Below are 10429 nucleotides of genomic sequence, written 5' to 3' on the forward strand. Positions count from 1 at the left end.
CCATGAAAATCTCCGAAGTGTGTGTGCGCCGGCCGGTGTTCGCCACCGTGCTGTCCTTGCTGATTCTGTTGCTGGGCTTGGTGTCTTTTCAGCGGCTGCAGGTGCGCGAGTACCCGCGCATCGATGAGCCGGTGGTGACGGTCGCCACCCGCTTGGCTGGCGCATCCTCCGAGGTGATCGAATCGCAAGTGACCAAGCCGCTGGAAGATTCGATCGCCGGTATCGAGGGCGTGGACATCATCACCTCGATCTCGCGTCAGGAGCAAAGCCAGATCTCGGTGCGCTTCAAGCTCGACAAAAACCCCGATGACGCGGCCGCCGAAGTGCGCGACCGTGTGGCCCGGGTGCGCGGGCGGCTGCCCGACTCGGTCGACGAGCCGGTCATCTCCAAGGTCGAGGCCGATGCCTCGCCGACGATCTGGCTGGCTTTCACCACGACCACCCTGTCGCCCTTGGAGGTGACCGATCTCATCACCCGGGTGATCAAGCCGCGCCTGCAGACGGTCACCGGCGTGGCCGACGTGCTGGTGCGCGGCGAGCGCGAGTATGCGATGCGTGTGTGGCTCGATCCCGACCGGCTGGCCGCCTATGGCGTGACCGTGCAGGACGTCGAAGACGCGCTGCGGCGCCAGAACCTTGAAGTGCCCGCCGGACGCATCGAGGGGCAGCAGCGCGAGTTCAGCGTCACCGCGCAGACCGACCTCAGCACGCCCGAGCAGTTCGGGCAGGTGGCGCTGCGCCAAGTGGCCGGCTATACCGTGCGGCTGCGTGATGTGGCTCGCGTGGAGCTGGCCGCAGCCAGTGAACGTTCGAGCGTGCGCTTGAATGGACAGCGCTCGGTGTCGCTCGGAGTGATCCGACAGGCGACCGCCAATCCGCTGGAGGTGGCCGAAGGCGTGCGTGCGATCTTGCCGCGCCTGCAGCAGGAGCTGCCCGAGGGGGTGACGGTGCAGGTGGCCAACGACAACTCGGTCTTCATCGACCGCTCGGTCAAGGCGGTCTACAAGACGATCGCCGAGGCCGTGGTGCTGGTGGCCCTGGTGGTGTTCGTCTTCTTGCGCACCTTGCGGGCCTCGATCATCCCGTTGGTCACGATCCCGGTGTGTCTGATCGGGGCCTTCGCGTTGATGGCCGCCGTGGGCTTCACGATCAACACGCTGACGCTGTTGGCATTGGTGTTGGCCATCGGCCTGGTGGTGGATGACGCCATCGTCGTGCTGGAGAACATCTATCGCCACATCGAGGAAGGCCTGGAACCTTTCGCTGCGGCGATCAAGGGGGCTCAGGAGGTCGGGTTTGCCGTGGTGGCGATGACCCTCACCCTGGCGGCCGTGTACGCACCGCTGGCCTTCACGCCGGGGCGTACCGGACGGCTGTTCGTGGAATTCGCACTGACCCTGGCCGGCGCGGTGATCATCTCGGGCTTCGTGGCGCTGACGCTGTCGCCGATGATGTGTTCCAAGCTGCTGCGTCACAATCCGCGACCGACCCGCTTCGATCGGGGCATGGAGCGTGTGCTGGTGGCCCTCACCCAGGCCTATGAGCGGGCTTTGTCATGGACGCTCGCGCGCCGATGGATCGTGGTGCTGACCATGCTGGCCAGTGCCGCAGCCAGCTGGTGGCTGTTCATCGGCATGCGCAGTGAGCTGGCCCCGATGGAGGACCGGGGCGTGGTGCTCGTCACGGTCAATGCGCCGGACGGCTCGACCCTGGCCTACACCGAGAAGTACATGCTCGAGATCGAACGCATCGGTGCCAGCCTGCCCGAGTTCGACCGTGTGTTCGTGGTCGCGGGCAACCCAACCGTCTCCCAGGGCATCTCGTTCATGCGCACGATCGACTGGGACGCGCGCCAGCGCAGCACGCAGCAGCTCGCACGTGAGCTCCAGCCCAAGCTGGCGGCCCTGCCTGGCGTCAATGCCTTTCCGATCACACCGCCCTCACTGGGGCAGGGTTTTCGTGAGCGCTCGCTCAACTATGTCATCCTCACCTCTGACAGCTATGAGAAGCTGCACGCAGTGGCTCAGCAATTCGTCGAGGCGATGAACCGCCATGGCGGTTTCGTGCAACCCGACATCGATTTACGGCTGAACAAGCCGGAGATCTACCTCGAGGTCGACCGTGAGCGTGCCGCCGATGCCGGCGTCTCGGTCGACCAAGTCGCGCGTACGGTCGAAACCATGCTCGGCGGTCGCAACGTCACCCGCTTCAAGCGTGATGCCGAGCAATACGATGTGATCGTCCAGACCGAAGCCGGTGGGCGGGCGCGGCCCCACGACATCGAGCGGATGTTCGTGCGCGGGCGTGACAACCGCATGATCCCGCTGTCGTCGCTGGTCACGGTGCGCGAGGCCGTCTCTGCGCGTGAGCTCAACCACTTCAATCAGCGCCGCTCGGTCAGCATCACGGCCAACCTGGCGCCAGGCTTTGCCCTGGGCGATGCGCTGAAGTTCATGGACGAAACCGCCGAACGGTTGCTGCCAGCAGGCTATGCCACCGAACTCAACGGGGTCTCGCGCGAGTTCCGCGCCTCCAGTGGCGCGCTCGGGCTGGTGTTCGTACTGGCGTTGTTCTTCATCTTCCTGGTGCTGGCCGCCCAGTTCGAGAGCTTCGTTGATCCCTTCGTGATCTTGCTGTCGGTGCCGCTGTCGATGGTGGGCGCGCTGGCGGCCCTCAATCTCAGCGGCGGCACGCTCAACGTGTATTCACAGATCGGTCTGATCACCTTGGTGGGCTTGATCACCAAGCATGGGATTCTGATCGTCGAATTTGCCAACCAGTTGCGCCAGCAGGGCCTGGGGCTGATGGAAGCGACACGCCGCGCGGCGGCTTTGCGTTTGCGGCCCATTCTGATGACCACTGGCGCCATGGTGTTGGGTGCGGTGCCCTTGGCCATCGCTGCGGGGGCGGGCGCCGAAAGCCGGCAACAAATCGGCTGGGTGATCGTGGGCGGCATGACGGTGGGCACCGTGCTGACCCTGTTCGTGGTGCCCACGATGTACACCTTGTTTGCGCGGCGCAGCACGCCTGGGCCGATCACGCGGCCGGTGGAAGAGGCGGTGCGAGCCTGAGGCGAGCGCCGCCGCCCCAGCGGATCAGATCAGGCCCTCGAAAGGCAGCACGTCCACCAGGTCCCCCTCGGCCACAGGGCCCTGGTCGTGGTGCAGAACCACCAGCCCATTGGCTTCGGACATCGAGCGCAAAATGCCCGATCCTTGTGAGCCGGTGATGCGAACCTGCCAGCGTCCATCCACCAGACGCACGATCCCACGCTGGTATTCGGTGCGCCCGGGTTTCTTGCGCAGGGCTTGTTCGGTGTGCGCGCGCAGCAGGGGCAGCGCTGGCGGCATGGCCCCGCCCATGACCAGCAGGGCCTCGCGCACGAAGGCATAAAAGGTGATCATGACCGCCACGGGGTTGCCGGGCAGTCCGAACAGGATGGCCTGACGGCCGCGGCTTTCGATGCGGCCAAAGGCCATGGGCCGGCCGGGTCGCATCGCGATGCGCCAGAAGGCCACCTCGCCCAGCCGCGCCATCATTTGTTTGGTGAAGTCGGCCTCGCCCACGCTCACCCCGCCCGAGGTGATGATGGCATCGGCGCTTTCGGCCGCCTGCCGAAAGGCCGCTTCCAGGGCTTGCGGATCATCGCGCACCACCCCGAGGTCCAGCAGCTCCACACCCAGGCGCTGCAACATGCCATGGATCGTGTAGCGATTGCTGTCGTAGACGCAGCCAGGCTCCAAGGGCTCGCCAATGGAGCGCAGCTCATCGCCGGTGGAAAAGAAAGCCACCCGCAACCGCCGGAAGACCGGCACCTCGGCCTGCCCCAGCGAAGCCAGCAAGCCCAGATCGGCCGGACGCAGGATCTTGCCCGCCGGCAGGGCGGGACGGCCACAGGCCAGATCCTCGCCTCGCAGCCGGCGGTTGTCGCCAGGGCGCACGGCGCCGGCGGGAATGCTGACGACGTCTGCGTCGAGGTGGCAGAACTCCTGCGGCACGACCGTATCCAGCCCTTCGGGCATGACCGCGCCGGTCATGATGCGCACACACTCCCCCGGTGCCAGCCGCCCCTCGAAGGCCTGCCCGGCCAAGGCCGTGCCTGCGATGCGCAGCCGTGTGGGGCCGTCGGTGGCGAGGTCGGTGCCGCGCAGCGCGTAGCCGTCCATGGCCGAGTTGTCGTGGGCGGGCACGTCAATGGGCGAGACCACATCGGTGGCCAGCACGCGCCCCAGCGCCGAGCGCAGGGGCAGCTTCTCGACAGTGTCCACCCGCGGAACGAAGCGGCGGATGAACTCCTGCGCCTTGTCCACCGGCAGGGCGTTGGGGTCATAGCCGCTCACGCAGGACGCGATGTGCTCGAGGGATGTCATGGGGGCGGCGGGCTTCAAAGCATCAATACCATGTGGGCCTTGTCGAAGTACTGCACTTTGCGGCCAGTCTCGACACGGATGGCTCGCGGCAGCAGGCCGTACATTTTGAAGCCTGCCCGCTCGTACAAACGCACCGCCCGCTCGTTGGAGGCCGTCACCGTCAGGGTCAACATCTCCAAGCCCTGGGCTTGTCGCGCCAGGTCGATGCAGGCAGCCAACAAACGACGGCCCACGCCCAGCCGGGTGTGGGACTCCCGCACGTACATGCCGACGATGTTGGCGCGATGACGCAGCTTGCGCTCGAGTTCGCGTTCACAGGCCACGGAGCCAGCCAGCTCGCCATCGACCCAGGCGCCCATCAGGAAGGTGCCGCCCAGCGGTTCCCCCAGGCCCAGACGTCCCAGATAACTCTCGGGGCTGCGCAGCCGCTCCGTCTCGGCATCCGAGGTGAACGATTCCGGATGACGCTGCAGGGCCTCGTCGCGCAGCAGCTTGTACGCCGGCAGATCCTCCGGCCCCAAACGGCGCACCTCGATCCGCGCGGTGGGTTCAAGCTCCATCGCGCTCGAGCGCCACCAGCTCGTCTTGGGTGTTGACGTTGGCAAAGGCCGACTCGTCATCGAATGGCACCTCCACGGTATGGTGCTGGGCCGTCCAGCGGTCGATTTTGCGTCCGCCCGCATGCAAGTAGCGCACGAGGCTTTCCTGCAGTGACGTGCGCATCAGCGTGAACACGGGCTGGCGCTGCGTCCCAGTGCGCGCCATCGCGATCTCGGCACCGTGGGCCTGCAGGGCCGACGCCAGCCGATCGACCAGGTCAGTGGGCAAGCGTGGCGAATCGCAGGGCACCGTGACGAGATAAGGCGTTTCACAATGTTCCAACCCTGCCAGAAAACCGGCCAGCGGCCCGGCATAGTCCGGCAGGGCATCGGGCCAGACCGGCACTCCGAAGGATTCGTAGGCGCCCAGGTTGCGATTGGCGTTGATCATCACCCGCCCGACCTGAGGAGACAGTCGCAGCAGCACGTGCAAAGCCAGCGGCAGGCCGCGATAGCTCTGCAGTCCCTTGTCGACCCCGCCCATGCGACTGCCACGGCCGCCGGCCAGGATCAGGCCCGTGATGAGTTCAGGATCCATCGCTGCGCTCGTTCGGGAAGGGATCGCCCAGATAGTGCGGGCCTCGCATCACGGACACCACGACGCAGCCCACGGCCACGGTGAGGATCATCGCGCACAGAAAGATCGTACTGCCGGCCACGATGTAGTCGACGAGCTGCGCTGCACGGTGCGCCTCATCATGCAGCCCTGGCTGCATGCCAGATTTGATCCAAGCCCCGATCAGCCAGGGCGTCGCCAGGCTGGCCAGCGTGGCGATCGTGAGGCGCCGTTTGACGGTCGGGGGCAGCAGCGCAGGGCGTGCCATCGGCTCAGCCTCCGATGTAGTGCATCTCGACCTTGCGCAGCGGCGGGCTGGCAGTCGCTTGCAAGGAGGCGCGCAGATCCGAATAGCGGTCTTGGCGATCCTGCCAAATCAGCCCGATGGCCCCCGCGATCTGCTCATCGGTGTAGCCCGCGCGCAGCAAAGCCCGAAGATCATGCCCTTGCTGAGCAAACAGGCACAAAAAGAGCTTGCCCTCCGTGGACAAGCGAGCTCGGTTACAGTCTCGGCAGAACGCCTGCGTGACGCTGGAGATGACGCCGATTTCTCCGCCACCGTCGCGGTAACGCCAGCGCTCGGCGGTCTCGCCAGGGTAGTTCGGATCGATGGGCTCCAGCGGGAAATGGGCATTCAAGCGCTCGATCACCTGGGCCGAGGGCAGCACCTCCTCCATCTGCCAGCCATTGGTGGCGCCGACATCCATGTATTCGATGAAGCGCAGCACGATGGACGTGCCGCGGAAAAAGCGCGCCATCGGGATGATCTCATGGTCATTGGTGCCGCGCTTGACCACCATGTTGACCTTCAGCGGTCCCAGTCCGACCCTTTGCGCGGCCTCCAGCCCCGCCAACACATCGGCCACCGGAAAATCGACATCGTTCATGCGCCGGAACAGCGCATCGTCCAAGGCGTCCAAACTGACCGTCACGCGCTGCAGGCCGGCGTCTTTCAACGACTGTGCCTTGCGCGCCAGTATCGAGCCGTTGGTCGTGAGCGTCAGGTCCAAGGGCTGGCCGTCGGGCGTGCGCAACGCGGCGAGCATCTCGACGAGCCGCTCCAGATCCTTGCGCAGCAGCGGTTCACCACCGGTGAGTCGGATCTTGCGCACCCCGTGGGCGACGAACAGCCGGGCCAGCCGGGTGATTTCTTCGAAGCTCAGCAGCGCGCTGTGGGGCAGGAACTGATAATGCTTGTCGAAGACTTCCTTGGGCATGCAATAGCTGCACCGGAAGTTGCAGCGGTCCGTCACCGAAATCCGCAAGTCGCGCAAGGGCCGGCCCAAGCGATCGGCCAGCGGCCCGGCCGGCGGGCGCCACTGATCCGGCACCCGCGGCACGCCGGCCCGGACACGGTGATCGGCCAGCGGGATCACTTTCTCTGCCATGGCCCCGATTGTGCATCGGCGCAGGCTGGGTGGTCTATCGTCCCAGTTCGTGTCCCGGGTGTTGACGGGCCGCGCCTGCAAGCCGGTGCCGCCATGCGGCACGGACCTGCGCCGCCCGAAGGTTCAGTGCGACAGCGTCCACGCTGCATCGCCAGCCGGCGTCGTCGGCAGGGTCGGGTTGCCGGCGTCCACGGGCGAGGCGGCCGCCAGCGCCACGGGTCGCCGCGCCCCGTTGTAACGCTGGCTCCAATAGGGCGTGCGCATGTCCTCGATGCGCACCTGCGCGCCGCTGCGGGGAGAGTGGATGAACTTGCCGGCGCCGACATAGATGCCCACATGCGAATAAGCCCGCCGCAGGGTGTTGAAAAAGACCAGGTCCCCCGGTTGGAGGTCGTGGCGAGGCACAGGCACCAAACCGGGGGCTCGGGCCTGTTCCTCGGCGCGGCGCGGCAGCTCGATCCCCAGGGCCGTGTCGAACACATGGCGGGCAAAGCCGCTGCAGTCGAAGCCTTCCTCGCTGGACGTGCCGCCGCGGCGGTAATTCACCCCCAGAAAGCTCATTGCCGTGACCACGGCCTGCGCTGTGGCTTGCGGCGCTGCAGGGGGGGCGGTGCTTGGGGGCGGAGGACCAAGCTCCCCCCCGTCGCCCTTGGCCATCGGCCCGACCGGATCGGTCGCGGCCTGCGCTGCGGACGGCGACCATCCCCGCTCGGCCAGGAAAGCGGACATCCGGTCCACGGAAGGGGGGCTGCTCGGAGCCGGCGCCACCGAGGCGCAGCCTACCAGGGCGGCCATCGAGCCGACCACACCGACCAGAGGCAAGCAGGACTTTCGCATGGCCGCAACCATAGGCCAAGGCCGCCGGATTCGTCAAGAAACATTCATTCCGACAAGCACTTAGCGCGATTTGCTCGAATCGTTCTCGGTGTGCCGGATCCTCCGGTCGGCTCTCGGGGGGCGGGTCGAACCTCTGGTCGCGCGCCGCGCACGAGGGCACGATGTGCACGGTATGCAAGGGGGGGCGGTCATGGACCGTCAGGGCACCGTCAGCCTGACTGCCTCCAATCGGTGCCTCGAGAGGAGGGCTGCCCCCCCACAGAGGTCCCCCAGAAGAGGAGACAAACCATGCATTACGAAGCCTTTTACCGGCGCTCGATCGAGGACCCGGACGGGTTTTGGGCCGAGCAGGCTCGCCTGATCGACTGGCAGCAGCCGCCGCAGACCATTTGCGACGACAGCCGCCCGCCCTTCGTGCGTTGGTTCGTGGGGGGCACGACCAATCTTTGCCACAACGCCGTGGACCGGCATCTGACGCAGCGGGCCGAGCAGGCCGCGCTCATCCACGTGTCCACCGAAACGGGTGCCGAACGTGTCTACAGCTTCCGTGAGCTGCATGCCGAGGTCCAGCGCATGGCGTCGATGCTGCAGTCTCTGGGCGTGGTGGCGGGCGACCGTGTGCTGATCTACATGCCGATGATTCCGGAGGCCGTGTTTGCGATGTTGGCCTGCGTGCGGCTGGGGGCTATACATTCGGTGGTTTTTGGCGGGTTTGCCAGTGTCAGTCTGGCCAGCCGCATCGATGATGCGCAGCCGCGCGTGATCGTCAGTGCCGATGCGGGTTCGCGTGGCGGCAAGGTGGTGCCCTACAAGCCCTTGCTGGACGAAGCCATTCGACTTGCCAAGCACGCGCCTGAGCGCGTGCTTCTGGTCGATCGCGGCTTGGCGCCGATGGAGCGCATGCCCGGGCGGGATGTCGATTACGCGGCCTTGCGCGAGCAACACCTGCAGGCCCAGGTGCCTTGCGTGTGGGTGGCGGCCGATCATCCGAGCTACACGCTCTACACCAGTGGGACGACGGGCAAGCCCAAGGGCGTGCAGCGCGACACGGGCGGGTATGCCGTGGCCCTGGCGGCGAGCATGAAATATATTTTTTGCGGTCAGGCCGGTGAGACCTACTTTTCCACCAGCGACATCGGCTGGGTCGTGGGCCACAGCTACATCGTGTACGGTCCGCTGATTGCGGGGATGGCCACGATTCTTTACGAAGGCCTGCCGATCCGGCCCGATGCCGGGATTTGGTGGCGGCTGGTCGAGAAGTACAAAGTCACCGTGATGTTCAGCGCGCCCACGGCGGTGCGGGTGCTCAAGAAGCACGACACGGCGTTCCTGAAGCAGCACGATTTGTCCAGCTTGCGCGCACTTTTCCTGGCCGGTGAGCCGCTGGACGAACCCACGGCCAGTTGGATCGCCCAAGCCCTGGGCAAGCCCATCATCGACAACTATTGGCAGACCGAGACAGGCTGGCCCATCCTGACCATTGCCAACGGCATCGAACCCAAGCCCAGCAAATTCGGATCGCCAGGCGTCCCGATGTACGGCTATCGGGTCAAGTTGCTGCACGAGGCCACCGGAGAGGAGCTGACGGGGGCGCACCAGAAGGGCGTGTTGGCCATCGAGGGCCCGCTGCCGCCAGGCTGCATGCAAACGGTCTGGCGTGACGACGAACGCTTCGTCAAGACCTACTGGAGCGCCGTGCCCAACCGGCAGATCTACAGCACCTTCGACTGGGCCATTCGCGACGAGGACGGCTACTACTTCATCCTTGGCCGCACCGACGACGTCATCAATGTGGCCGGCCACCGCCTGGGCACGCGCGAGATCGAAGAGTGCATCGCCAGCCATCCCGCCGTGGCCGAGGTGGCCGTGGTGGGCGTGGCCGACAGCCTCAAGGGCCAAGTGGCCATGGCGTTTGCCGTGCTCAAAGATGCCGCACTGGCAGCGACAGAGGCGCAGGCGCTGGCGCTCGAAGGCGAAATCATGAAGGTGGTGGACCAACAGCTCGGTGCCGTGGCACGACCGGCCCGTGTGCATTTCGTCACGGTCTTGCCCAAGACACGCTCGGGCAAACTGCTGCGTCGGGCCATCCAGGCGGTGTGTGAGCACCGCGATCCGGGCGATCTGACCACCATCGAAGATCCGTCGGCCCTGCAACAGATCCGTGCGCTGCTCGGCGCAACAGGCTGAGCCGCGCCCAGGCGGCCGATGCGTCGGGCGGTCTGGGCGCCGGCGGCCTGGCGTCCCCCCTGTGGGGGATGTGCGACAGTCGTGCTCAAGTAGGGGCTGAATCGGTCGAAATCTCGAAAGCCTGGATACATTTGCGCTCCAGTGCTTTCCAGATGAAAGATTCTCCGGTCCCGCTCTTCGTCGACGTTCACCAACTCAAGGTTGGCATGTATGTGCATCTCGACTTGGGTTGGATGGATCATCCCTTCGCCATGAGCAGCTTCCGCATCTCGTCGGCGGAGCAGATCGCCACCATCCGCGGCCTGGGGCTGCAGCGGGTGCGGTGGGACCCTTCGCGCAGCGACCCGGGGCTGCTGGCGCTGGTCGGCGCCCCCGAGCCTCCCACCCGCTCCGAGCCCGATGCCTCGGCCGAGCCGGCGCAGGGCGGGCAGCGGGACCGGCGGCGTGCCTTGCTCGCGGCGCAGCGCGCGCATTTGGCTGCCTGCGAGCGCG

9 protein-coding genes are annotated in these 10429 nt (G+C 66.2%); 3 read left to right on the forward strand and 6 right to left on the reverse strand.

From position 1 onward, the window contains the following. Positions 1-2 precede the first annotated feature (2 nt). Positions 3-3071, forward strand: coding sequence for an efflux RND transporter permease subunit (locus tag CTA01S_RS14640; RefSeq protein ID WP_062196659.1), 3069 nt, complete (start codon positions 3-5; stop codon positions 3069-3071). A gap of 24 nt (positions 3072-3095) precedes the next feature. Here CTA01S_RS14640 and moeA read toward each other — a convergent pair whose 3' ends face one another. The 6 genes from moeA to CTA01S_RS14670 form a co-directional block, all read right to left on the reverse strand. Next, positions 3096-4370, reverse strand: coding sequence for a molybdopterin molybdotransferase MoeA (gene moeA, locus CTA01S_RS14645; protein ID WP_019560271.1), 1275 nt, complete (start codon positions 4368-4370; stop codon positions 3096-3098). Between the two features lie 14 nt (positions 4371-4384). Next, positions 4385-4930: a GNAT family N-acetyltransferase gene (locus tag CTA01S_RS14650; protein ID WP_062196660.1), complete on the reverse strand. Its 546-nt coding sequence runs from the start codon at positions 4928-4930 to the stop codon at positions 4385-4387. Then, positions 4920-5507 (reverse strand): molybdenum cofactor guanylyltransferase MobA, encoded by a 588-nt coding sequence (gene mobA, locus CTA01S_RS14655; protein ID WP_019560269.1) that lies wholly within the window; start codon positions 5505-5507, stop codon positions 4920-4922. The genes CTA01S_RS14650 and mobA overlap by 11 nt, the downstream gene beginning before the upstream one ends. After that, on the reverse strand, positions 5497-5793 hold the full coding sequence (locus CTA01S_RS14660; RefSeq protein ID WP_062196661.1) for a hypothetical protein: 297 nt from the start codon (positions 5791-5793) through the stop codon (positions 5497-5499). Before CTA01S_RS14660 ends, mobA begins: the two co-directional genes overlap by 11 nt. Before the next feature lie 4 nt (positions 5794-5797). Next, positions 5798-6913 (reverse strand): GTP 3',8-cyclase MoaA, encoded by a 1116-nt coding sequence (gene moaA, locus CTA01S_RS14665; protein ID WP_062196662.1) that lies wholly within the window; start codon positions 6911-6913, stop codon positions 5798-5800. 123 nt (positions 6914-7036) lie between these two features. Continuing rightward, positions 7037-7750, reverse strand: coding sequence for a C40 family peptidase (locus CTA01S_RS14670; protein WP_232301083.1), 714 nt, complete (start codon positions 7748-7750; stop codon positions 7037-7039). Positions 7751-7981: 231 nt separating this feature from the next. Here CTA01S_RS14670 and CTA01S_RS14675 point away from each other — a divergent pair, with 231 nt between their 5' ends. Together CTA01S_RS14675 and CTA01S_RS14680 are read left to right on the forward strand one after the other, a co-directional pair. Further along, entirely contained in the window at positions 7982-9937 is a 1956-nt protein-coding gene (locus CTA01S_RS14675; protein WP_259370079.1) for a propionate--CoA ligase, read from the forward strand. Between the two features lie 206 nt (positions 9938-10143). Beyond that, the coding region (locus CTA01S_RS14680) for a DUF3391 domain-containing protein (protein WP_232301084.1) at positions 10144-10429 on the forward strand (286 nt) is incomplete at its 3' end.

The sequence above is a fragment of the Caldimonas taiwanensis NBRC 104434 genome (genome assembly GCF_001592165.1).
GTDB lineage: Bacteria > Pseudomonadota > Gammaproteobacteria > Burkholderiales > Burkholderiaceae_C > Caldimonas > Caldimonas manganoxidans.